Source organism: Streptomyces sp. NBC_00536, from assembly GCF_036346295.1.
In the GTDB taxonomy this organism is placed as follows: Bacteria; Actinomycetota; Actinomycetes; order Streptomycetales; family Streptomycetaceae; genus Streptomyces.
In genome coordinates, this window is the sequence record NZ_CP107819.1 from 920,335 (window position 1) to 943,627 (window position 23,293).

At 74.5% G+C, this 23,293-nt stretch carries 16 protein-coding genes and 1 pseudogene; 14 read left to right on the forward strand and 3 right to left on the reverse strand.

Annotated features, from left to right (window positions below; all coding sequences use genetic code 11):
- Positions 1–78: 78 nt before the first annotated feature.
- A pseudogene (locus OHS33_RS03885) lies at positions 79–357 on the reverse strand (flavoprotein); the annotation flags it as partial.
- Between the two features lie 124 nt (positions 358–481).
- Between OHS33_RS03885 and OHS33_RS03890 the strand changes: the two are divergent.
- The 11 genes from OHS33_RS03890 to OHS33_RS03940 all read left to right on the forward strand — a co-directional run bounded on the left by OHS33_RS03890 (position 482) and on the right by OHS33_RS03940 (position 16,145).
- The gene (locus OHS33_RS03890; RefSeq protein ID WP_330334895.1) at positions 482–1,297 is read left to right on the forward strand and encodes an HNH endonuclease; all 816 of its coding nucleotides are present in this window, start codon (positions 482–484) and stop codon (positions 1,295–1,297) included.
- 104 nt (positions 1,298–1,401) lie between these two features.
- Positions 1,402–2,796, forward strand: coding sequence for an MFS transporter (locus OHS33_RS03895; protein ID WP_330334896.1), 1,395 nt, complete (start codon positions 1,402–1,404; stop codon positions 2,794–2,796).
- Between the two features lie 29 nt (positions 2,797–2,825).
- Entirely contained in the window at positions 2,826–4,877 is a 2,052-nt protein-coding gene (locus tag OHS33_RS03900) for a helix-turn-helix domain-containing protein (RefSeq protein ID WP_330328955.1), read from the forward strand.
- Between the two features lie 125 nt (positions 4,878–5,002).
- Positions 5,003–6,949 (forward strand): amino acid transporter, encoded by a 1,947-nt coding sequence (locus OHS33_RS03905; protein WP_330328956.1) that lies wholly within the window; start codon positions 5,003–5,005, stop codon positions 6,947–6,949.
- A 98-nt stretch (positions 6,950–7,047) separates the two neighbouring features.
- Positions 7,048–8,055: a hypothetical protein gene (locus OHS33_RS03910; protein ID WP_330328957.1), complete on the forward strand. Its 1,008-nt coding sequence runs from the start codon at positions 7,048–7,050 to the stop codon at positions 8,053–8,055.
- Entirely contained in the window at positions 8,052–10,124 is a 2,073-nt protein-coding gene (locus OHS33_RS03915; RefSeq protein WP_330328958.1) for a hypothetical protein, read from the forward strand. The genes OHS33_RS03910 and OHS33_RS03915 overlap by 4 nt, the downstream gene beginning before the upstream one ends.
- Complete coding sequence (locus tag OHS33_RS03920; protein ID WP_330328959.1) at positions 10,121–11,074, forward strand: AAA family ATPase; 954 nt, start codon at positions 10,121–10,123, stop codon at positions 11,072–11,074. Before OHS33_RS03915 ends, OHS33_RS03920 begins: the two co-directional genes overlap by 4 nt.
- Positions 11,067–13,934, forward strand: a complete 2,868-nt coding sequence (locus OHS33_RS03925; RefSeq protein WP_330328960.1) for a TIR-like protein FxsC — start codon at positions 11,067–11,069, stop codon at positions 13,932–13,934. Before OHS33_RS03920 ends, OHS33_RS03925 begins: the two co-directional genes overlap by 8 nt.
- Positions 13,935–13,995: 61 nt before the next feature.
- The gene (gene dhaK / locus OHS33_RS03930; protein WP_330328961.1) at positions 13,996–15,000 is read left to right on the forward strand and encodes a dihydroxyacetone kinase subunit DhaK; all 1,005 of its coding nucleotides are present in this window, start codon (positions 13,996–13,998) and stop codon (positions 14,998–15,000) included.
- Between the two features lie 87 nt (positions 15,001–15,087).
- Positions 15,088–15,720 (forward strand): dihydroxyacetone kinase subunit DhaL, encoded by a 633-nt coding sequence (gene dhaL / locus OHS33_RS03935; protein ID WP_330334897.1) that lies wholly within the window; start codon positions 15,088–15,090, stop codon positions 15,718–15,720.
- Entirely contained in the window at positions 15,717–16,145 is a 429-nt protein-coding gene (locus OHS33_RS03940; protein ID WP_330328962.1) for a PTS-dependent dihydroxyacetone kinase phosphotransferase subunit DhaM, read from the forward strand. The genes dhaL and OHS33_RS03940 overlap by 4 nt, the downstream gene beginning before the upstream one ends.
- Before the next feature lie 37 nt (positions 16,146–16,182).
- Here the strand turns inward: OHS33_RS03940 and OHS33_RS03945 are convergent, their stop codons facing one another.
- The gene (locus tag OHS33_RS03945; RefSeq protein ID WP_330328963.1) at positions 16,183–16,572 is read right to left on the reverse strand and encodes an RNA-binding S4 domain-containing protein; all 390 of its coding nucleotides are present in this window, start codon (positions 16,570–16,572) and stop codon (positions 16,183–16,185) included.
- Positions 16,573–16,728: 156 nt separating this feature from the next.
- Between OHS33_RS03945 and OHS33_RS03950 the strand changes: the two genes are divergently transcribed.
- The 3 genes from OHS33_RS03950 (at position 16,729) to OHS33_RS03960 (ending at position 20,267) form a co-directional block, all read left to right on the forward strand.
- On the forward strand, positions 16,729–17,124 hold the full coding sequence (locus tag OHS33_RS03950) for a TOBE domain-containing protein (protein WP_330328964.1): 396 nt from the start codon (positions 16,729–16,731) through the stop codon (positions 17,122–17,124).
- Between the two features lie 136 nt (positions 17,125–17,260).
- Positions 17,261–18,088: a molybdate ABC transporter substrate-binding protein gene (gene modA / locus OHS33_RS03955; RefSeq protein WP_330328965.1), complete on the forward strand. Its 828-nt coding sequence runs from the start codon at positions 17,261–17,263 to the stop codon at positions 18,086–18,088.
- 154 nt (positions 18,089–18,242) lie between these two features.
- Entirely contained in the window at positions 18,243–20,267 is a 2,025-nt protein-coding gene (locus OHS33_RS03960) for an ABC transporter permease (protein ID WP_330328966.1), read from the forward strand.
- Here OHS33_RS03960 and OHS33_RS03965 read toward each other — a convergent pair.
- Positions 20,248–23,097, reverse strand: coding sequence for a phosphodiester glycosidase family protein (locus OHS33_RS03965; protein WP_330328967.1), 2,850 nt, complete (start codon positions 23,095–23,097; stop codon positions 20,248–20,250). The two genes, OHS33_RS03960 and OHS33_RS03965, sit on opposite strands and share 20 nt — an antisense overlap.
- Positions 23,098–23,293: the final 196 nt, after the last annotated feature.

A 23,293-nucleotide genomic window follows, 5' to 3' on the forward strand; every position in this document is an offset into this window, starting at 1 on the left:
GCAGCGGTGCCAGCTGGAACCCGCTTCCTGGAGCGGGAAGAACCGCCAACCGGCACGCGGGTTCCGGGCCCGGCGCGTTCAGGATTCTACGAACCCGCGCGCTTCCAAGTGCGGGAAGTGCGAGGCAAAGAGGTCAACCGCCTCCTCCCAGAGGAAACGGTCCGCACCGCCCCCGGACTTCGGGCGGTGCGGCATGTAGCTGCCGAACATCACACCCGTGTTGAACGTGGCTGGTGCGACTGCGATGGCGTCGGCCCGCGGGTACGACCGCGCATCGCCCGGTGAGCGCCAGGCAGAGCGGATCGGGTAACCGGTCCGGTTCTCGATCACCTGGCTGTCGAGGAAGTCGAAGCCCTTTCACGCAGACGGGCCCGAGTCCGAACAGTGGCGGCCGCACGGCAGAGTCATGCACAGGAGTCAGCCACAGACCGGCAGCAGCGCTGTACGCAAGCTCAAGCAGTGGTACCAGGACCGTTGCCAGATGTGCGCCACAGTCCTGGCCCTGCCCTCACCACGCCATCGATACAGCGAAGCAGCCCACATCCGAGCCAGAGAGGACAACGGACCCGACATCGTCGAGAACCTCCTATGCCTCTGCCCGACCTGCCACGTCCTCTTCGACGCGGGAGCACGGGTCCTGACCGACGACCTCACGATCGTCGACACCGTGACGGGCCAACACGGGAAAAAATCCAACTCCACCGGTGGCATTTCATCGACGCCCGGTATGTTCACCACCACCGTCGGCGCTGGGCCAGCAAAGACTTGCCTCCGCTCACAAGCGCGCCATCGGCACAGCCCAAGCTCTGAGGCCCTCCAACGACGGCCATCGGCTCGGGCCCTGGCCACGGAACGCCACTGCGCCCGCACTCCCGCACGACCAAGATCCGGGCCAGTTGCGGGCCAGCAACGCACCTCCGAAGGCCGATCGCGTCGTTTTGCCTGGTCAGGAGCGGTGTCGAAGAACCTGCTGGCGGCCAGTATCTGCACCGGCATACGGATTCGGCGGCGCCAAGTAGACCTGAGAGGCCAAATCCCACATCCCCGCTCCCTCCGCTTTGCCCCGCCTCGACCACAAACACGTCGCGCTCAACGCAGCGTAACCAGCACCGAACCAGCACGGGTCAGGTTGCGAGGGGTGCTGACGTGGGCTTTCGGGTCAGCACCAAACCAGCACGGGAGCCGGCACCGGCCTTCCAAAACGGGCGCAACTCGGCAATTTCGTCGAGGGCTCTCGGTGGGGTGTTCGAGGCTGTGGAGCACGCCGCCCACGCGGGTGTGGCCGTGGGGCACATAGGAGCGGGCCTGAATGTGATGACCGGCCACATATGCCGGTGACCTGCGGACTTCTACGTTGTGGCCACACCCGACGTCCCCGCAGACACCCTGGAAGTGGTGCACATGGTCTCCTCCGCAGCCGCCCCGAAGGCTTCGTCCGGCATCAGACGGATCGTCGCCGCCAGCCTGATCGGGACCACCATCGAGTGGTACGACTTCTTCCTCTACGGCACCGCCGCCGCGCTCGTCTTCAACAAGCTGTTCTTTCCCACGGCCGATCCGCTGACCGGGACGCTGATCGCCTTCCTCACCTACGCGATCGGGTTCCTGGCGCGGCCGCTGGGCGGGGTGGTGTTCGGGCACTTCGGTGACAAGGTCGGGCGCAAGAAGCTGCTGGTGCTCAGTCTGCTGATGATGGGCGGGGCGACGTTCGCGATGGGGCTGCTGCCCACGCACGCGAGCATCGGGGTCGGTGCGCCCGTACTGCTCACGCTGCTGCGGCTGATCCAGGGGTTCGCGCTGGGCGGTGAGTGGGGCGGGGCCGTGCTGATCGTGTCCGAGCACGGCGGGGAGGAGCACCGCGGGTTCTGGGCCTCCTGGCCCCAGTCCGGTGCGCCGGGCGGGAACCTGCTGGCGACCGGTGTGCTCGCGCTGCTCGCCTCCCTCCAGTCGGACGCCGAGTTCCTGGCCTGGGGCTGGCGGATCCCGTTCCTGCTCTCCGGTGTGCTGGTGATCGTCGGGCTGTGGATCCGGCTCTCGGTGTCCGAGTCCCCCCTCTTCCTCGCCGCCCGGGCGAAGGCCGACGCGGAGGCGGCCCGCGGGGTCAAGGAACGGGCTCCCGTCGTCCAGGTGTTCCGCCGGGACTGGCGTCAGGTGCTGACCGCCATCGGCACCCGGTTCGGCGAGAACATCTCCTACTACGTCCTCACCTCCTTCCTCCTCGTGTACGTCACCGCGCACCTGGGGCTGCCCAAGACCACCGCGCTGGACGCGGTCCTGATCGGCTCCGCCGTCCACTTCGTCACCATTCCGGCCTGGGGTGCGCTCTCCGACCGGATCGGGCGCCGCCCGGTGACCCTGATCGGCTCGTGCGGCATGGCGCTGTGGGCGTTCGGCTTCTTCGCCCTGCTCGACACGGAATCGTTCCCGGTGATCGCGGTGGCCGTCACCGTCGGTCTGCTGCTGCACGGCGCGATGTACGGGCCGCAGGCGGCCTTCATCTCCGAGATGTTCGACACCAAGGTCCGCTATTCCGGGGCCTCCATGGGCTCCCAGCTCGCCTCGATCGTCGCCGGGGCCCTGGCGCCGATCATCGCCGTCGAACTGCTCAAGGACTACGGGTCCTCCGTACCGGTGTCGGTCTACCTCTGCGCGGCCGCCGTCGTCACCACCCTCACCGTGGCCTTCGCGAAGGAGACCCGCGGCCGCGACCTGGCGCGTACCGTGAGCGACACCTCGGCGCCCGGGCCGTCCGGACGGACGGGCCGCAAGGCCCGGCAGGCACAGCGGGCCGCCTGATCCGGGGCCGAAGCTGAAAGGGCTCCCGTATGACCTCGGTTGACCTCAGTGGGGAAGACGACGGCGCGGCGGTGGCGGGCGGCCCGGCGGCGGGGGCGTTGCGGGAACTGCTCGCCCTGCTGGACGACGGGGCTCCGCTCGAACACTTCGCCCGGCCCGCGGCGGACGCCCGCGCGGCCGGGGCCGGGGCCGGGGAGCAGGCTCTGGTGGAGGAGGCGACCCGGGTCGCCCTGGACATCCGCCACACCCTCGACCAGCACCGGCGCCGCGAGGCGGAACTCACCGCCCTGTTCGACACCGCGGGCGACCTGGCCGCCCTGCGCGACCTGGACGCGGTGCTGCGGGCCATCGTGCACCGCGCCAGGATGCTGCTCGGTACGGACCTCGCCTACCTCACCCTCAACGACCCGGTGGCCGGGGACACGTACATGCGGGTCACCGACGGTTCTGTCTCGGCCGCCTTCCAGCAGCTGCGCCTGGGCATGGGCGAGGGGCTCGGCGGTCTGGTCGCGCAGAGCGCCCGCCCGTACGCCTCCGCCGACTACCGTGCGGACAGCCGCTTCAAACACACCCCGGCCATCGACAGCGGGGTGCGCGAGGAGGGCCTGCGCGGGATCCTCGGCGTACCGCTGCGCGTGGGCAACCGGGTCATCGGGGTGCTGTACGCCGCCGACCGCGCGGTCCGTGACTTCGCGCCCGGGGCCGTCGCCCTGCTCTCCTCGCTCGCCGATCACGCGGCCGTCGCCATCGACAGCGCCCGGCTGCTGGAGGAGACCCGTGCGGCCCTCGTCGACCTGGGCGTGGCGAACGCGACGGTCCGGGCGCACAGCGAGGCGATGCGGCTGGCCACCGAGACCCACGACCGGCTGACCGAACTGGTGCTGCGCGGCGCCGACACGGCCGGCCTGGCCCGCGAGGTCGCCGCCCTGCTGGGCGGGGGCCTGGTGGTGCACGACTCCGACGGGAGCGAGCTGGCCCGGGTGGCCGCGGCGCCGAGTGCCGCCGGGCCGGACGCGCCCGAGCAGCCGGGCGTGCCCCGGCAGTCCGCCGCCGCCCGGGAGCAACGGGAGCAACGGGACCAGCGGGCACAGCGGGAGCAGGGCATCGCGGCCTCCCGTTCCGGTGGCCGGGCCGTCCGCGTGGACGGGGTCTGGGTCTGCGCGGTCCTGGCGGGGCCCGAACTCCTGGGCAGCATCAGCCTGACCGGCCGCCCCGGCCTCGCCGACTCGGACCGGCGGCTCTTCGAACGCACGGCGCTGGTGACGGCGCTGCTCCTGCTGCTGCGCCGGTCCACGGCGCAGGCCGAGGACCGGGTCCGCGGCGAGCTGCTCGGCGATCTGCTGGCCGCCGGGCCGGACGGCCGGGTCCGTGATCCCGCCGGTCAGTCCCTGCGGGCCCGCAAGCTGGGCGTCGACCTGACCCGGCCGCACGCGGTGCTGGTGCTGCACTGCGACGCGGCGCCCCGGGCCCGGCTGGCCGCGGAGGGGGCCCGCCGGGCCAGGGCGCTGGCGGGGCTCGCCGGACTGTACGAGGGCCGGGTGGTGCTCCTCGCGCCGACCGGGGCGCCCGGTCCGCTGGCCCGGTCGCTCGCCGAGGACCTGGGGCAGGTCCTCGGCGCCCCGGTCACCGTGGGCGCGGCCGGTCCGGCGACCGGCCCCGCCGCCCTGCCCGGCGCGCACGCCGAGGCGCTCCGCTGCCTGGAGGCGCTGCACGCCCTGGGCCACACCGGGCACGGCGCCGCCCTGCCCGACCTGGGGTTCCTCGGGATCCTGCTGGGCGAGCGCACCGACGTGGGCGGCTACGTGGAACTCGTACTCGGTCCCGTCCTGGACTACGACCGCAGGCGCGGGACCGAGCTGGTCCGGACCCTGGAGGCGTACTACGCGCACGGCGCCAGCCTGGCCAGGGCCAAGGACGCGCTGCACGTGCACGTCAACACCGTCGTGCAGCGTCTGGACCGGATCGGCCGGCTCCTGGGCGACAGCTGGAACACGCCGTCCCGCGCCCTGGAGATCCAGCTCGCGCTGCGCGTGCACCGGGTGGCGGCCGTCCCGCTGCCCGCGCCGCCGCAGGGCCCGTGACCTGGCGCGTTAAGGACGCGTCAGGATCACTCCACGGACGTGCACATCCGAACGATTTCCGTACGCTCAATCGTCGCGGCCCTAGCGCTGTGGCCGGATTCGAGCTGTACGACAGGAGCACCACGATGGCCATCTCCACCCGCTCCACGCGCCTGCGCGCCTGGATGCTGGAAGGCCTCACCGATCAGATGAAGCAGGAGCGGGGCCAGGGGCAGGAGGGCGGCGAGCAGGGTCAGCACGGGCGTCCCTGGTGGCGCGTGATGTGCCTGACCGGCCTGGACTACTTCTCCACGCTCGGCTACCAGCCCGGGATCGCGGCGCTCGCCGCGGGCCTGCTCTCGCCGCTCGCCACGATCGTGCTCGTCGTCCTGACCCTGCTCGGCGCGCTGCCCGTCTACCGCCGGGTGGCCGAGGAGAGCCCGCACGGCGAGGGCTCGATCGCGATGCTGGAGCGGCTGCTGTCCTTCTGGAAGGGCAAGCTGTTCGTGCTGACCCTGCTGGGGTTCGCGGCCACCGACTTCCTCATCACCATCACCCTCTCCGCCGCGGACGCGACCGCGCACCTGGTGGAGAACCCGCACCTCACCAGCGTGCTGAGCGGGCACCAGCTGGTCATCACCCTGATCATGATCGCGTTGCTGGGCGCGGTGTTCCTCAAGGGGTTCAGCGAGGCGATCGGGGTGGCCGTCGTCCTGGTGGGCGCCTACCTCACGCTGAACGTGGTGGTGATGGCGGTGGGTCTGTGGCAGGTGATCAGTGAGCCGCACGTCATCACCGACTGGTCGGCGGCGCTGACCACCCAGCACGGCAACCCGTTCATGATGATCGCCATCGCCCTCGTCGTCTTCCCCAAACTCGCCCTCGGCCTGTCCGGGTTCGAGACCGGTGTCGCGGTCATGCCGCACGTCCAGGGCGACCCGGACGACACTCCCGACAAGCCCGCGGGGCGGATCCGCGGGGCCAAGAAGCTGCTGACCACGGCTGCCGTGATCATGAGCGTCTTCCTCATCACCAGCAGTTTCATCACCACCCTGCTGATCCCGGCCGACGAGTTCAAGCCGGGCGGCGCGGCCAACGGGCGCGCGCTCGCCTACCTCGCGCACGAGCACCTGGGTTCCACCTTCGGCACCGTCTACGACGTCGCGACCATCCTCATCCTCTGGTTCGCCGGTTCCTCCGCGATGGCCGGTCTGCTCAACCTCATGCCGCGCTACCTGCCCCGCTACGGGATGGCCCCGCACTGGGCCCGCGCGCTGCGCCCGATGGTCATCGTGTTCACCCTGGTCGCCTTCCTGGTCACGTGGCTCTTCGACGCCGATGTCGACGCGCAGGGCGGCGCGTACGCCACGGGAGTGCTGGTCCTGATCACCTCGGCGGCGGTCGCCGTCACGATCGCCGCCCGGCGGGCCCGGCAGCGCGGCTGGACCCTCGCCTTCGGCCTGATCTCCGTCGTCTTCGTCTACACGACGGCGGTCAACGTGGTCGAGCGGCCCGACGGCGTGAAGATCGGTGCCTGTTTCATCGCGGGCATCATGGCGCTCTCGCTGCTGTCCCGCCTCGCCCGCGTCTTCGAGCTGCGCGTCACCGACGTGGAACTCGACGACATGGCCCAGCGGTTCGTGCGCGACACGGCCAACCGCACCATCCGGTTCATCGCCAACGAGCCCGACAGCCGCGACCTCGCCGAATACCGCGACAAGGTCCAGCAGATCCGCGCCGACAACGACATCCCGGCCGCGGACGACGTGCTGTTCGTCGAGGTGACGGTCCTCGACCCGTCCGAGTTCGAATCCGGGCTGCGGGTGCGGGGCGAGGTGCTCCACGGCCGCTACCGGGTGCTGACCCTGGAGAGTTCGACCGTACCGAACGCGCTCGCCGCGCTGCTCCTGCACGTGCGCGACGAGACCGGGAAGCGGCCGCACATCTACTTCGAATGGACCGAGGGCAACCCCTTCGCCCATTTCCTGCGCTTCTTCCTCTTCGGGCAGGGCGAGGTCGCCCCGGTCACCCGCGAGGTCATCCGGGAGGCGGAACCCGACCGGGCCCGCCGCCCGCACGTCCACGCGGGCTGAACGGGCTGCCACTGCACGAACTCGGTGATCCGGGCGCGGGCCCGCGGGGGCGTTGCTAACCTGCCAGCACACGGCGCTGTGCCACGGGGAGGGGTCCGATGCGGCCACGGCTGGTGTTCGTCCACGGAATCGGCGGCCCGCGCGACCCGGCCCGTGAACTCGGCGACTGGACACGGTGGTTGGCCGAGGGCATGCGGGAGGCCGGGCACGCGGGAGCGGCGCGCGCCCTGGTCTCCGGCGAAGGGGCCCGGTGTACTTTCGCGCATTACGGGGACCTCTTCGGCCCGGCCCAGGCGCAGGGCGCCGAAGACCCCTACGGCGGGCCCGGCGCCGCCCCCGGCGAGGCGTCGGCCGCGGTGGACGCGGCCCTGGCGGAGCTGCTCGTCGCCTGGGTGGAGGGCCTCGCGGAGGAGGCCGACGAGGACGAGCACTGGACCCCCGGCCACGCCCGGGTCCTCGACCATGCCCGGGCGCAGGCCGCGCCCCGGGACCAGGAGCAGGGCAGCGGCCAGGTCGTGCGCCGCGCGCTCAATGTGGCGACCACGCTGCTGTCGCTGCGGCCGTGGGACGGCGCCGCCCGGTGGATCACCCCCAAGGTGATGGTCGGTCACCTCTCCCAAGTGGCCCGGTACTTGGCGCGAGGCGAGCCCGGGGCGGACGGCTCCGGCCTGGACCGCCGGATCCGTGCCCGGATCGCCGAGGCCGTCGGGGACGGTCCTGCGGTGGTGGTGGCGCACTCCCTGGGGTCCGTGGTCGCTCTGGAGGCCCTGCATGAACTCGCCTCCCCCGTACCGCTGTTCGTCACGATCGGCTCGCCGATCGGCATGCGGACGGCCGTGTGGCCGCGGCTCGTCCCGCGCCCTCCGGCCGTGCCCGAGGGCGTCGGCGGCTGGCTGAACTTCTGGGACCGCGACGACATCCTCGCCGTGCGCCCCCTGCTGGAACGGGACGTACGGGCGAACGCGCGCGGCGTCGCGCCGAAGTCCCGGCGGGTCGACTCGGACGGCGCCTGGGTGCACTCCGCCGGGAAGTACCTCGCGCAGCCGGCCGTCGCGGGACCCGTCGCTCAGACACTGGCCCGGCTGGCGGGCGGGTACCCCAGGTGAGACACCGCCGGACCGGGCGCCGTCACGTCCTGGTGCTCGCGCCGCAGTGCCCGCCGATGGGCCCGCTGATCCGGCTGGAGGAGGCGGCGGCCGGGCTGTACGCGGCGCTCGCCGACGCCTCGCTCGGCGCCTGCGAGCCGGGGCTGCCGGACGGGCGCGCCGCCCTGGTCGCCGGTGACGGCCTGACCAGCCGGGCCCTCCTGGACACGGTGGACGAGGCCATCGGGCACGCGGCCGAGCACCGCGCGACGCTCGTCCTGGCCTTCCTCGGGCACGGCTTCGCCGCCGGGCGCACCAGCACCCTGCACCTCATGTGCGCCGACTCCACCGAGGACCTGCGCCACGGCGCGGTGAACGTGGCCGAGCTGCTGGTCCGGGCCGTGGACCACCCCGGGGTGAACGGCGTGCTCGGCATCGTCGACACCTGCAACGCCGCCGGGGCGCCCCCGGCCATGGCGGACCTGGCCGGGGGCGCCCGGGGCGGCCGGACCCGGCTGGGGCTGCTGATGGCCTCCTCCCTCGGCCAGCCCGCCGTCGGCCTCTCCTTCTCCCGGCACCTGACCGCCCTGCTGCGGGAGGGACTCCCCGGCACCGGCGCCACCCTCGGCGTGTCCGACGCCCGCGAGGCGCTGCGCGGGGTCCTCGTCGGCCAGGACGTCGCCGGATTCGACTGGGACGCGGACGGGGCGGCCGACGCGCCGCTGTGGATCGCCCGCAACGCACGGTGCCGCGAGGGGCTGTTGGGCGGTTTCGGTGGCCGTCTGGCGGGCGAGGAACTCACCGAGGCGCTCGCCGCCCTGGATCCCCCGGTGCCCGTGCCGGACGGCGCGCCGGACCTGCGGGCGGCGCTGCGCTGCCGCGACGACCTGCTCCGCCTCCCGCCGGGCCCGCACCGCGAGCGGGCCCTGCGCGCCGTCGACGGCCTGCTCGTCGCGGTCCGTACGGTCGGGTTCATCCGGAACTGGATCGGCGCCGGCCTGACCAGCGCCCGGCTGCGGCACGCGCTGTACAGCATGCTGGCGGCCGAGGGACGGCTGCCCGACGGCGCCGCGCACCTCACCGACGTCGGCATCATCGACGAGCTGACCTTCAACCACCCGGCCACCGACCGGGACGGCAGGCGGGTCGTCGCCCGGTTCGTCACCCTCCTCGCCCAGGCCTGCGGGAAGGACCTGGCCGACCCCGAACTGCGGTCCTGGGCCGCCCGGATCGAGGCGCCCGTCGAGGTCAACGACGCCATCGAGCACACCGCCCGGCGCACCGAGGGCCAGCGGCTCGGCCTCGTCGTCAGCCTGCACTCCTCCCTGATCGGGGACTGGCCCGAGGTGCTCGACGGCTGGCTGCTGCTGGACGGTTCGGTCATCCACCACGAGCAGTTCCCCTGCGACACCGCGGACCGCAAGGGCGCCGAGAGCGCCGTCGAAGAGGCAGCGCTGTGGGCGGAGGAACACGCCAGGACCCTGGAACTCCCCCTGAAACGGCTTGACTTGGCCGTCCCGAGCGGGCTGCTCCTGTCCTGGCGGCCCGAAGAGGCGGGCGCCGCCATGCTCCTGGGCATCCGGTACGACGTACGCCTGCACTGGAGCAGCCGGCTGACCCCCGACGCCGCGCTGCGCAGCATCGAGCCCGTGGTCGCCGCCCGCTGGGAAGCCATCGCCCGGTGCCAGGGGAGCACGCCGGTGGACTGGCTGGCGCACGAGGACCTCGTCGACGCGCGGACGCTGCGCGGGCACCTGCGGGTCGGGCGCTACGCCCGTGGGATCGGCCTCACCCGGCATCCCGGCGCCGATGCCCCGCTGATGGAGCTGCTGCTCGCCTACACCCCGGTCCTGCTGTGGCCGCACACGGCGGAGGGCTTCCCCGAGGAGCGCCACGCCAGCCTCGACCAGGACTGGTGGGCCATGCCGGGCGCCCTGGCGCGCGCCTACCGCGAGCGCTGGCTCGGCGAGGGCCGCGCGGACCTCGCCGACCTCCGCGCCGTCTGGGACGACGAGGACTGGCTGCGCTTCTGCCGCCTCCTGTGGACGGCGGCTCCCCGTATCCGCGACCGATCCGAGGGGACCCCATGACCTGGGACGCGTACTACCGGGGCGACGGCGTGCCGAGGCCCGCCGCCGCACTGCCCGAACCGCCACCGTGGCGGACCTTCCCCATCCCGTCGTCGGCCGAGGTGTTCCGGCCGCCGGAGGGGCTGTCCGACGCCGTGAACGCGGCCCTGGCGCTGCGCCGCCCCCTGCTGATCACCGGCGGGCCGGGCACCGGGAAGTCCACGGTGATCGAGCAGGTGGCCGCGGAGCTGGCGCTGGGGCCCGTACTGCGCTGGCACGTCACCTCGCGCAGCTCGCTCGCGGACGCCCTGTACCGCTACGACGCGCTCGGCCGCATCCACGCGCACCGGCTCCAGCAGGAGAAGGCGCGGGCGGGCGGTGCGGCGGGCGTGGACGACATCGCCGCCTTCCTGACCCTCGGGCCCCTGGGCACGGCGCTGTTGCCGTCGCCGCGCCCCCGCGCGCTGCTCGTCGACGAGATCGACAAGGCCGACCTGGACCTTCCCGGAGACCTCCTCGACGTCCTGGAACGCGGGGAGTTCCGGGTGACCGAGCTGATGCGCGAGGAGCAGGACGAGGCGTGGGTGCGGGTCTGGGAGAGCCCGGAGCGGCACCTGGTGCAGCACGGGCACGTGCAGTGCACCGAGTTCCCGTTCATCGTGATGACGAGCAACGGCGAACAGGAGCTGCCCGCGCCCTTCTTGCGGCGCTGCGTGCGCTACACCATGCCCAAGCCGACCGCCGAGCTGATCCGTGACGTCGTACGCGGCCACCTGTGCCTGGAGGTCGGCGAGGCGGGACCGGCGGCCGAGCTGGTGGACGACTTCGTACGGCGCGTGGCGGCGGGCGAGAGCGTGGCGATCGACCAACTGCTGGGCACCCTGCACCTCTTGGACGGTCCGGCCCGTTCCCCGGGCGCCGAGCGGGAGAAACTGATCGCCCTGCTCATGAGGGACCTCTCGGGTGCCTGAGTCCCCCGCGCCGCCGCCGCGGCCCCCGGGCGAGCCGGTGCGGGCCGGGGGCGGCGGCCCGCTGGCGGCCGTCGTCCCGGCCCTGCACGGGCTCGGCCGGGAGCTGGACGGGCTCGCGATCGCCGAGCTGCTCTGGCTGGCCGCGCTGCGGCGGGAGCGGGCAACTGCCGCCGGGGACACGGGAGTCGCGGAGGGCGCGGGCTCCCCCGGCGCCGCCGATCCGCGGGAGCGGATCGGGCCGTGGCGCCCGGGCCGCGATGTGTACGGTCCGTCGGCGCCGGGCGGCGAGGCGCTCCCCGCCCGGGAGGTCTCCGTGCCCCGGGCCGCCGCGCTCCCGCGCGCCCGGGAGATCGCCCGCGCCCTGCGGCCGCTGCGCCGGGCCTGGACCGCGGGGCGCAGTACGCGCCTGGACATCGGGGCGACGGTCGCGGCGTACGCCCGCAGCGGGGAACTGCTGCCCGCGTTCCGCCCGGCCCCGGAACGCTGGTTCGACCTGACCGTGGTCCTCGACCGGTCGCCGACCATGGCCGTGTGGGAGGACGCGGGCGCCGAGCTGGTGAAGGTGCTGGCCTCGACGGGTGCTTTCCGTACGCTGCGGGTCCGCGAGACCGGCTCCTGGGGCCCGGGCCCCGGCACGGGTGCGGGCCCGGTCCCGGGCGGCCTCGGGGGCACCGGCGCGCGGTCGGCGCGGCCGCGGCGGCTGGTGCTCGTCTTCTCGGACTGCGTGTCCGGCGCCGGGGGCGGGGGCGGGGGCGGGGGCGCGTTCTGGGACCGGCTGCACGGCTGGGCCGCGGCCACCCCCACCGTGCTGGTCAACCCGCTCCCGCCACGGATCTGGCGGCATTCCGGCCTCGACCTCCCGGCGGTGCGGGTCACCCCGCCCGGCGCGCCGGGCGCGCGCAACTCCGCGCTGCGGTTCACCGCCCACACCCTGGCGCAGCAGCTGTACCCGCCGCCGGAGGGCCTCCGGGACGCCTGGCTCCCGCTGCCCGTCGTCGGCCTGTCGCCGCGCGCCGTCTCCCGCTGGGCCCGCACCCTGATGCGCGGGGACCCGGAGGGCTGCGAGGCGGTGCTGGTGCGCGGGCCGGGCCTGCCCGGGCCCGCCCCCGCCCCCGCGGAGCCGCCCGCCGACGCCGGGCAGCTGGCCGAGGCGTTCCTGCACCGGGCGTCGACGCCCGCCGTCCGGCTCGCGGTGCTCTGCTCCTCGTACGCGCGACTGCACACCGGCCTCCTCCATGTGATCCGGCAGGAACTCGTCCCGGAGGCGACGGCGGCCGACCTGGCCGAAGTGGTCGTCGGCGGGCTGGTCTTCATCGAAACGCCGGACGGCGCAGTGGCAGACGGCGGGACCGCGGACGGCGGGCCGGTGCTGAGCTTCCGGGAGGGCGTGCGCGAGCGGCTGGCGCCGAGGCTCGGCGCGCGCGACGCGCTGCGCACCCGGGAGGCGGTGAGCCGGTTCATCGCGGGGCACGCCGGAGCCCCGGGCGGCTTCCCGGCCCTGGTCCCCGACCCGGCGGGGGCCGCGGGGATCTCCGCCGCGGCGGTGCCCTTCGCCCGGGCGTCGGACCGTACGCTCCAGGGCCTGGAAGCGGGGCCCCGACCGCGACTGGCGGCCCCGTCCGGGCAACCGCGACCGGAGCCGCCGCCCGCCGTGTCGGGCCGGGTGCGCGCTCCGGCCGACGACCGGCCCTACTTCTTCCTCAGTTACGCCCACACGCCCCGCCTGGGCACGACCGGGCCGGACGTGAACGAGTCGGTCGAGCGCTTCTTCCGCGACCTGTGTGATGAGGTGATGGCCCTGGCGGACCTGCCCGAGGGGGCCGCCGCGGGGTTCATGGACCGGCAGATCGGGCTCGGTGAGGGGTGGTCGGACCGGCTGGGCCACGTACTGGCCACCTGCCGGGTGTTCGTCCCGCTCTACTCGCCCCGCTACTTCGCCAGCGAGACGTGCGGCAAGGAGTGGTTCGCGTTCGCCCAGCGCTCCCTCTACGAGCGTGCACGCGGGGTCGAACCGGTCGAGGCGATCGTGCCCGCGCTCTGGGTTCTGACCCTGCCCGAACAGATGCCGCGGGTCGCCCGGCGCGTGCAGTTCGACTCCCGCCCCTTCGGGGAGGACTACACGAGCGAAGGCCTGTACGCGCTGATGAGGCTCCGGGCGTTCGCCCAGGAATACCGCCAGGCGGTCCACGCGCTGGCGACGAGGATCGTCGAAGTGGGCGAGAGCGCGCCCCTCCCTTCCCGCCGGACCGTCGACTACCTGAACGTCCCAAGCGCCTTCCGGGCCGCCACCCGGTCCGAGGAGAGCCTGCGGATCGCCGTCGTCGCGCCGACGCTGCGGAACCTGCCCGAAGGGCGCGATCCGCGCTACTACGGCGACACCCCGGACGACTGGAACCCGTACCACCCCGAATCCGCGCGGCCCCTCGCGGACGTGGCCACCGGCCTCGCCTTCCAGCTCAACGAGCAGGTGGACGTCTCCACCCTCGCCGACGAGGTCACACGGGTCGTGCGCGGCGTCGCCTCCAGTGGACCGCTGATCCTGCTCGTGGACGCCTGGGCGCTGCGGGTGCCGGAACTGCGGGCCGGGCTGGCCGCCCTGGACGCGGCCCGGGAACCGGGGACGATCGTCCTGTGCGCCCGGCACCGCCTGGACATGCAGGTCAGCCTGTACTCGCTGGAGAGCGCCTTCCCCGGACTGACGCACCGGTCGGGCGTCGCCCTCGGCCGGGCCGCCCACGGGCTGACCACCCTGGAGGCCTTCGGCGCCGCGATGCCGCGGGCCGTGGAGCACGCCTACGCCGACTACCTGGGTCAGCAGGGCGACGTCCCGCCGGGGGCGCCTCACACGCCGCGGGGCTGATTCCTCCGCCATGCGGAACACTGGCCCCAGAATCGTCCGCCCACCCCACCGGGAGATGCGCATGAGGATGCTGATCAACAGTCCGGAGACCGTCGTCGCCGACGCGCTGCGGGGGATGGCAGCCGCGCATCCCGAGCTGGACGTGGACGTGGAGCGGCGGATCGTCGTACGCCGGGACGTGCGCGGGGGTGGCCGGGTCGGGGTGGTGTCCGGCGGCGGGTCCGGGCACGAGCCGCTGCACGCCGGGTTCGTGGGGTACGGCATGCTGTCGGCGGCCTGCCCCGGAGAGGTGTTCACCTCGCCCGTGCCCGATCAGATGCTGCGGGCCGCGACCGCCGTGGACAGCGGGCAGGGGGTGCTGTTCATCCTCAAGAACTACACGGGGGACGTCCTCAACTTCGAGATGGCCGCCGAACTCGCCGACGAGGACGGCATCCGGATCGAGCGGGTGCTGGTCAACGACGACGTCGCGGTCACCGACAGCCTCCACACGGCCGGACGGCGCGGCACCGGCGCCACCCTCTTCGTCGAGAAGATCGCCGGGGCGGCCGCCGAGGAAGGCGCGCCGCTGGACCGGGTCGCGGCCCTCGCCCGGCGCGTGAACGCCGCCTCCCGCAGCTTCGGGGTCGCGCTCGGCCCGTGCACCACCCCCGCCAAGGGCAGCCCCACCTTCGACCTGCCGGAGGGCGAGCTGGAACTGGGCATCGGCATCCACGGCGAGCCGGGCCGGGAGCGGCGCCCGATGATGACCGCGCGGGAGATCGCGGAGGTCGCCGTGGGGGCCGTCCTGCAGGAACTGGACGAGGTGGGTCCGGCCGACGGACCGGTCCTGGCCCTGGTCAACGGGATGGGCGCGACCCCGCTGCTGGAGCTGTACGGGTTCCACGCCGAGGTCGCGCGGGTGCTCGCGGAGCGGGGCGTTCCCGTGGCGCGCGCCCTGGTCGGGAACTACGTCACCGCGCTGGACATGGCCGGGTGTTCGGTGACCCTGTGCCGCGCCGACGACGAGCTGCTGCGGCTGTGGGACGCGCCCGTGCAGACCACCGCGCTGCGCTGGGGCCGCTGACCAACGGGGGGTGGCCGACGGGAAGTAGGCTGGGGAGCGGGCAGGGTGACGGGTGATCAACTGCGAGGAGATCCGGTGCGGGACGCGGTGCGGGACGCGGAGTTCTTCGGGCGCTGGATGGCCGCCGTGGCCGTCTCGGTGGAGCGCGAGGCGGACCGGTTGACGGAGCTGGACTCGCCCATCGGCGACGCCGACCACGGGAGCAATCTGCTGCGCGGTTTCCTGGCGGTACGGGCCGCACTCGACGCCGGGGTGCCCCCGTCGCCCGGCGCCGTGCTCCAGCTGGCCGGGCGGACCCTGATCGGCGCGGTGGGCGGCGCCTCCGGCCCGCTCTACGGAACCCTGCTGCGGCGCACCGGGAAGGAACTCGGCGACGCCCCGGAGGTCTCCGACGACGCGCTGCGCAAGGCCCTGTACGCGGGGGTGGGCGCGGTCGCCCAGCTGGGCGGGGCCGCGCCGGGCGACAAGACCATGCTGGACGCACTGGTTCCGGGGGTCGCGGCGCTGAGTACGTCGTACCGCGCGGCGGCGGAGGCGGCGCTGAACGGGGCGCTGGCGACCGTACCGCTCCAGGCCCGCAAGGGACGGGCGAGCTACCTGGGCGAGCGCAGCATCGGACACCAGGACCCGGGGGCCACCTCGGCGGCCCTGCTGCTCGGAGCGCTCGCCGACACGGCGGACAGCGCCGATGCGGCCGCTCCGGCGGAGGACGGGGAGTGAGCGGGACCGGAAGCGTGGAGGAGGGCGCGGCGCTCGTCGGGATCGTGCTGGTCTCACACAGCGCGGCGGTCGCCCGGTCCGTGTCGGAGCTGGCGTCCGCGATGGTGGCGGGAGGTCCCGCCGCCCTGGTGGCCGTCGCGGGTGGCACGCCCGACGGTGCGCTGGGCACGAGCGCCGAGCTGATCGTGGCGGCGGCCCGCTCGGTGGACCGGGGCGCGGGGGTGGCACTGATCGCGGACCTCGGCAGTTCGGTGCTGACCGTCAAGTCGCTCCTGCTGGACGAGGAACTGCCGCCCGGATCGCGCCTGCTCGACGCGCCGTTCCTGGAGGGCGCGGTGGCCGCGGTGGTGACCGCCTCGACCGGCGCCCCGCTGGACGCCGTGGCCCTGGCGGCGGGCGAGGCCTACGCCTACCGGAAGGTCTGACCGGCCCCGCCGCCCTTCCGCCCCCCGGGCCCACCGTTCAGCGGCCCCGCAGGTTCTCGATGTCCCGGCGTTCGCGCTTGGTCGGACGGCCCGCGCCCCGCTCGCGGATGCCGACGACGGCCGCCTCGACGGGGGTCGGCGGGGGCGGGCTGTTGTCGGTCAGGCACTCGGCCGCGACCGGTGCGCCGACCCGCTTCGTCACGGCCCGCCGGACCACGACGATCCGCTCGCGCCCCGCGTGGAAGAGCCGCACCTCGTCGCCCGGGCCGACCGGCTGGGCCGGTTTGGCCCGCTCGCCGTTGACCTTCACGTGTCCCGCCCGGCAGGCGGCGGCCGCGAGCGAGCGGGTCTTGGTCAGCCGTACCGACCAGATCCAGCTGTCCACCCGCGCCGTTCCCGTTGCCGTTGCCGTTCCCTCATCAGCCATGCCCCGACTCTATCCATCGGGGCTCCCGCAACCGGGGCTCCGGCCACCGGGAAATGGAATCGACTTTGGCGGATGCGACAAAGGCCACGGCACCTGCCATGTACATCATCCCAATGGAATTGCAAATGCGGCAGATGTGCCCCTACCTTGTCGCACATGCAGTCCTACACCATCGGCCAGGCGGCACGCCTGCTCGGCGTCAGCCCCGACACCGCCCGTCGCTGGGCCGATGCCGGCCGGGTCTCGACCCATCGGGACGAGAGCGGCCGTCGGCTCATCGACGGCCGGGCCCTCGCCGCCTTCTCCGTGGAAGTGGGCCAGGGCGCCCACACCGAGGACGGTGAGCCGTACACCTCGGCCCGCAACGCCTTCCCCGGGATCGTCACCGCCGTCAAGCTCGGCGACGTGGCCGCCCAGGTCGAGATCCAGGCGGGTCCCCACCGCCTCGTCTCCCTGCTCACCCGCGAGGCCGTCGAGGAACTGGGCCTGGAGGTCGGCATGCAGGCCACCGCCCGCGTGAAGTCGACCAGCGTCCACATAGACCGCGCCTAGCCGCACCCGGTACGGACCGCCCCACCGGTCGGCCCGTACCTCCGTACCGCTCGTACGCACCACCTGTACGCCCGTCCCCACCCGCTCCGCCCGTCACCGGCGCGGGTCCTTGCCAGACCCGAGGAGCCGTATCCACATGTTCTCCACCAGCATCAACCGCCGCCGCGCGGCCGCCGCCGTCCTGGGCGCCGCCCTGCTCGTCCCGCTGACCGCCTGCGGCAAGGACGACGCGAAGAAGCCGGCCGCCGACGGCGCGAGCGCCGCCGCGTCCGCCTCCCCGTCGGCCGCCGCGCCGAAGGCCGCCAGCCTGACGGTCCTCGCCGCCTCCTCGCTCACCGACGTCTTCAAGACGGCCGGCGCCGCGTACGAGAAGGCCAACCCCGGTACGAAGATCACCTTCTCCTTCGCCGGTTCGCAGGAGCTGGCCGCCCAGGTCAAGCAGGGCGCCCCGGCCGACGCCCTGGTCACCGCCGACACCAAGACCATGGACGGGCTCAGCGCCGAGGCCAACGCGCCCAAGGTCATCGCGAAGAACCGCCTGGTCATCGCGGCGGGCAAGGGCAACCCCTTCAAGATCGGGTCCCTCAAGGACCTCGCCAACACCAAGATCAAGGTGGTCCTCGCGGCCCCCGAGGTCCCGGTCGGCCGCTACAGCAAGCAGATCCTCGACGCCCAGAAGATCGAGGTGAAGCCGGTCTCCCAGGAGCCGAACGTCCGCGCCGTGCTGAGCAAGGTCGAGCTGGGCGAAGCCGACGCCGGTCTCGTCTACAAGACGGACTCCATCAAGTCCGGGGACAAGGTCACGACCGTCGACATCCCGGACGAGCAGAACGCCGTCGCGTCCTACCCCGCCGCCTCCCTCAAGGGCTCCAAGAACGCCGAGGCCGCGGCCGCGTTCGTGGCGTGGCTGAGCACCCCCGAGGCACAGAAGATCCTGCAGGACGCCGGTTTCCAGCAGGCGTAGCCCACGGCGCCCCGCTCCGGCGGGGCACCACGGCGGGTTGAGGAGGAGAGGGACTGCCTGGTCCGGGGGGAACAGGCAGCCCCCTCCTCCTTTCCGGCGTCCACGTCCACCTCCACGTCCCGAGCGGGCACAAGAGCCGGAGCAGGCAGAGCAGATGGCCATATCCCGAAGCCGCCGCGGCGGCCCCGCCGACCGTGACGGCACCCGTACCCCCACGGGTACGCGCGCCCGCACCGGTACCCGCACCCGGCCGCCGTTCGCCCTCGCGCTGCCCGCGCTGCTCGCCGTCGCCTTCCTGTTCCTCCCGCTCCTCGGCATCCTCGTGCGCACCCAGTGGAGCCGACTGGGCACGCACCTCACCACGCCGGGCGTGGTGGAGGCGCTCAAGCTCTCCCTCTACGTCTCGTTCTGGGCGCTCGGGCTCTCCCTCCTCCTCGGGGTGCCGCTGGCCTGGCTGCTAGCCCGGGTGCGGTTCCCCGGGAAGCCCGTCGTCCGCTCCCTCGTGCTGCTGCCGATGGTGCTCCCGCCGACCGTGGGCGGTGTCGCCCTGCTGCTCGGCTTCGGGCGGCGCGGACTGCTCGGCCCCTGGCTGGAGGGCACCTTCGGCATCACCTTCCCCTTCCACACCTCGGGCGCGGTCATCGCCGCGACCTTCGTCGCGATGCCGTTCCTGGTGATCAGCCTGGAGGGGGCGCTCGGCGGCCTCAAGCAGAGCTACGAGGAGACCGCCTCCTCCCTCGGGGCCTCGCCGGTCCGGGTGTTCTTCACGGTCACGCTGCCCATGGTGGCCCCCGGCCTGATCGCCGGAGCCGCGCTGACCTGGGCCCGGGCCCTCGGTGAGTTCGGCGCGACGATCACCTTCGCGGGCAACCTGCCCGGCACCACCCAAACCCTCCCGCTCCAGGTCTACCTGCTGCTCCAGGACCAGCCCGAGGCGGCCACCTCGCTGTCGCTGCTGCTGCTCGCGATCGCCATGGCCGTACTGATCGGGCTGCGCGGACGGTGGACCGGAGCCCCGCTCTCCGCCGACCGTACGGAGCCCCCCGGCGCCACCGCCGACACCACCGGCCCGGGCTCCGCGACCGCTCCCGCACCCGCTCCCGACGGGCCCGGCGCAGCCCCCACCCCCTCGAAGGCCACCGATCCCTGGCCGCTGCACGCCACCGTCACCGGCTTCAACGAACTGACCCTGGACGCGGAACCCGGCACCACCATCGCCGTCGTCGGCGAGAACGGCGCCGGCAAGACCACCCTCCTGCGCGCCCTCCTCGGCCTCACCCCCCGCGCCCACGCCGCATTGAAGCTGGGCGACCTCGACGTCACCACCCTGCCCCCGCACAAACGCCAGGTCGCCTGGGTCCCCCAGGACGGCGCCCTCTTCCCCCACCAAACCGCCCTCGCCAACACCGCCTACGGACTGCGCGCCCGCGGAGTTCCACGCACCGAGGCCCGCGCCGAGGCACAGGCCTGGCTCGACCGGCTCGGCGTCGGCCACCTCGCCCACCGCAAGCCCGCCCAGCTCTCCGGCGGCCAGGCCCAGCGCGTCGCTCTGGCCCGCGCCCTGGCCGCCCGCCCCCGCCTGCTCCTCCTCGACGAACCCCTCGCCGCCCTCGACCAGACCACCCGCGCGCGGGTGCGGCACACCCTGCGCACCCATCTCGCCGGCTTCGGCGGGGTCTGCCTGATCGTCACCCACGACCCCGTCGAAGCCGTCTCCCTCGCCGACCGGGTCCTCGTCCTGGCCGACGGCCGCACCCTCCAGGACGCCACCCCCGCCGAAGTCACCCGCCACCCACGCTCCCCGTGGGTGGCCCGCATGCTCGGCCGCAACGCCTGGGCGGGGACCGCGTCAGCAGAGGGTCTCGCGCTGCCCGGCGGCGGTCGGCTGGTGGTCGCGGACGCCCTGCCGGACGGCGCCCCGGCGCTCGCGATCATCGCCCCCGAGGCCGTCTCGGTCCACCGGGACCGGCCCGGCGGCAGCCCCCGCAACGTGTGGCCCGGCACCGTCCGCGAGATCACCGCCGCCGGCAGCAGGCTCCGGATCCTGATCGCCTCGCCCGAGGCCCCCGACCTGGTCGCCGAGATCACCCCGCAGGCCGCCGCCGAACTGGGCCTCGCCGACGGCGCCCCCGTGTGGACCAGCGTCAAGGCGACCGAGGTCACCCTCGTGGCCCTCTGATCCCCGCCGCCTGCCCGGCCACGGGCGCGGGAGCCACGACGGCGACGGGCGCGGGCGCGGGCCCCGGACGCGGTTCCACGGAGACCCACTCGTGCTCCCGTCCCACGCTCCCGCCCCCGCCCGCGGCGCCGTCGGTCCCCACCAGGACCCAGCCGGAGCGTCCCGCCGTCACCGACAGCACGCCCTCGGCCCGGCCCACCCCGGTCACGGGTCCGCCGAGGGTCACCACCGCGGCGCCCTTGCCGGTGGCCCGCCGGAACTCTGCGAGCAGCCGCTCCCGCAGCGCGGCCTCCTTCCGGTCGACGGCTGACGGCCCGGCCCCGTCGTCCTGTACGACGACCAGCGCGCCGGTGGCGGCCTCCCGGCCCGCCGCGGCGATCCCCTCGCGCAGCGCCCGCAGCCGCTCCAGCCCGCCCCCGTCGAGGGTCCGGTGAGCGCCGTCGAGGCGCAGGAACCGTACGCCCCGGTGCACGGACGACGAGGGCGCGTCGCCGGAGGCGAGCACCAGCTCGGGGCGTTCGGCGCGGATCTCCTCCCGGGCCCGGCGCAGGTCCGCCGCCGACTGACCGCCGGCCAGCAGCGCGAACCGCCAGGGGCGGGCCCGTACTTCGGCGGGCGTCGCCGCGAGGGCCGGGTCACGGACCACGGGGACGGGCGGCGCCGCAGCGGCCTGCGGGCCCTGCGCGGTCAGGGTGTCCAGCACCAGCGTGCCCGGGCGCGGACCGGCGCTCGCCGAGAGCCGGTCTAGGGCGAGCGGGCGCTCGGCCAACGCCGGTACGGGCAGGGTGATCCGGCGCCAGCCCTTCCAGTCGACTACGGGCCCGCGCAGCACCACCCGCTCACCGTCCCCCTGGCGCAGCCGGGCCTCGACCCGGCCGCCGGAGCCGTCGCCCTCGACCCAGAGGGCGAGGGACCGTGCCAGGTCCGGCAGCGGTACGGGCCGCGGCGGCTCCGCGGCAGCCGCCGCAGCCCGGAGCGGGGCTGGCCGCGGCTCCCGTCCGCGCCCGGCGGTGACCGTGAGGCGCAGGCCGGTCCCGGTGTGCCCGGGGGCCGCGCTCGCGCCCGGCCCGCGCCACCGCTCCGCGTCGCTCAGGTCCGCCAGGCCCTCCTCCACCAGGCCGACCCCCACGGCGAGTTCGGTGGTCACGGCCGCGGCACCGGGCGGTGCGACCGTGGCCCGGATCCGCCCCGTGGCCCGCGGCACGAGCGCGGTCATCGTGAAGCCGCCGCGCCCGTCCTCGCCGACCCGCCAGCGCGTACGGTCGTACTCCCACCGCACGTCACGGCCCTCGACCGGGGCGGCCCGGCCCTGTGCGTCGAGACCGGTGAGCCCGAAGGCGCCCTTCTCGGCGGGGTCCGCGAGGCCGAGCCGGCGTGTGCTCGGCCGGATGCCGGTGAGCGGGCCGAGCACGTCCAGGTGGAGCGCTCCCCCGGCTTCCGCGCGGCGCGCGCGCACGGACGCGCTCCCGGGGCGCACTCCGTGGAAGACCCCGCCGGAATCCACCCGGCCGGATCCGCCCGGGTCCACCGACCACTGGGGGCCGTCCGCGGCGGAGCCGGGAGCCACCGGGCCGAGGGTGGCGTCGTAGCCGGTGGCGGTGAGAGCACGGGTCAGGCCCGGGAAGACCCCGGTGGCGCCGCCTAGTGCTTCGACGCGGTAACCGACGGCACGGCCGGAGCCGGTGGGGACGGTGAGCACCAGCCCGTTGGCGACCTTGCGCGGGCTCCCGTCGGACGGGGAGTTCTCCAGGTCGAGGGCGGTGGTCCCGCTGCGTCCGGCGAGCAGGGTGGTGGAACCGCCGCCGTCGAGGTTGAGGGCGTCGTGCGCCCCGAGGCCGTGCATCAGCCGCCCGAGCCCGGTGAGGGTGAGGCCTCCGCTGTCGCGCCGGCGGCCGTCGACGGTGACGACGCGGAGCGCGCGGCCGTCCCGGGAGAGGCCCACCGCGGTGCGCGGGGCCGCGGTGTCGTTCGGTTCGCCCTCGTGGTCCTGCGGTACTCCGGCCACCACCAGGGCCGCGCGCCCGCCGAGGGCGGACACCAGGGGCGCACCGCCGTCGCCGCCCCGGAGCCGCGCCGAGAGGGACACCGGGTCCCCCGAGCGCAGGGCCGCGACCCGGGCCGCCGCCCGGCCCCGGCCGACCAGCACGGTGACGCCGGGTGCGGGCGGTGTGCCACGCGCGGGCGAACGTACCGCCGTGACCCGCCCGTCCCGTACGTCGGCTTCGGCGGCCGGGCCCGGTCCGGGGGCCGGGAGGGGGCCCCAGGTCCAGTCGGCGGTGTAGGCGAAGTACCCCTCGGCGGGCGGCCGGGCGGTGTTGTACCCGGCGAGCGGGCGGGGACCGCCGGGCAGGGTGACGCTGCCGTCGAGCCCGAGGGTCAGTACCCGGCCCGCGCCGTCGGCGCCGAAGCCGACGGCGGCTCCCGCGCCCGGGGCGGGAGCGTGCAGCAGGCGGCCGCCGCGGACGCCGGGCCCGAGGGGGGCGCCCGTGGCCCCGATGTCGAAGAAGTCCCCGTTGACGGCCGCGGCCACCCGGCGGCCCGGGCCCGCGGGGTGGCGGGCCGCGGCGTCGGCGACGGTCGCCGGGCCGTCCCCGCCCAGGTACTCGGCCCGTACGCCGGGGGCGCCCAGGTCGACGGCGAGTTCGTCGACGCGCAGCCAGCGGTCGCGCTCCAGGCGGTCGTAGGACTCGAGCCGGATGCCGGGGGCGAGCGGGCGACTGGTCCGGGCGGTCTCGGTGCCGTCATCGGCATCGGCGGCCGCGGTGGGGGCGGGGCCCAGCAGAACGGCCGTGGCGAGAAGGAGCGTCAGCAGCGGGCGGTGTGTGGACACCTTGGCAGGATGAGCCGGTCAACGGGGAAACAAGCAGATAAAACCACCGCTACTCGGCCGGTTCAGCCATTCGCCGTCCCCAGTCCGTCACCTGCCGTCGAAACCCTTGGACAGGAGTCGATCTCTGGCATATGTTCGCGCAGGTCCCGCCCTCGGCGGGTTTCTTTATATGCATCACATGTACCCGTGGGGGGTC